This window comes from Vallitalea sediminicola, assembly GCF_054408565.1.
In genome coordinates this window covers 1-210 of the sequence record NZ_BTPT01000189.1, presented here as the reverse complement: position 1 = coordinate 210, position 210 = coordinate 1, and the positions used below count along the sequence as shown (strand labels likewise).

General features: G+C 28.6%; 1 protein-coding gene. It reads left to right on the top strand.

Translation table 11 applies throughout. From position 1 onward, the window contains the following. A partial coding sequence (locus tag ACX6CF_RS26370; RefSeq protein WP_458788358.1) for a hypothetical protein occupies window positions 1–186 on the top strand: 186 nt, incomplete at its 5' end. Between the last annotated feature and the right edge of the window lie 24 nt (window positions 187–210).

The following is a 210-nucleotide window of genomic DNA, read 5'->3' as shown; positions in this document are numbered from 1 at the left end:
AAAAAAGGCAGAAGATATTATGGGTGTGAAAATAATCCAGAATGTGATTTTATGACTTGGAACAGACCTACTAAAGAAATTTGTCCAAAGTGTGAAACCATTATGGTTGAAAAGGGCAAATATCTAAAATGTAACAATGAAGAATGTAATTATAGCGTTCTAAAAGAAAAAGAAGAACATGAATAACAAAATTATTATTCATGTTCTTCT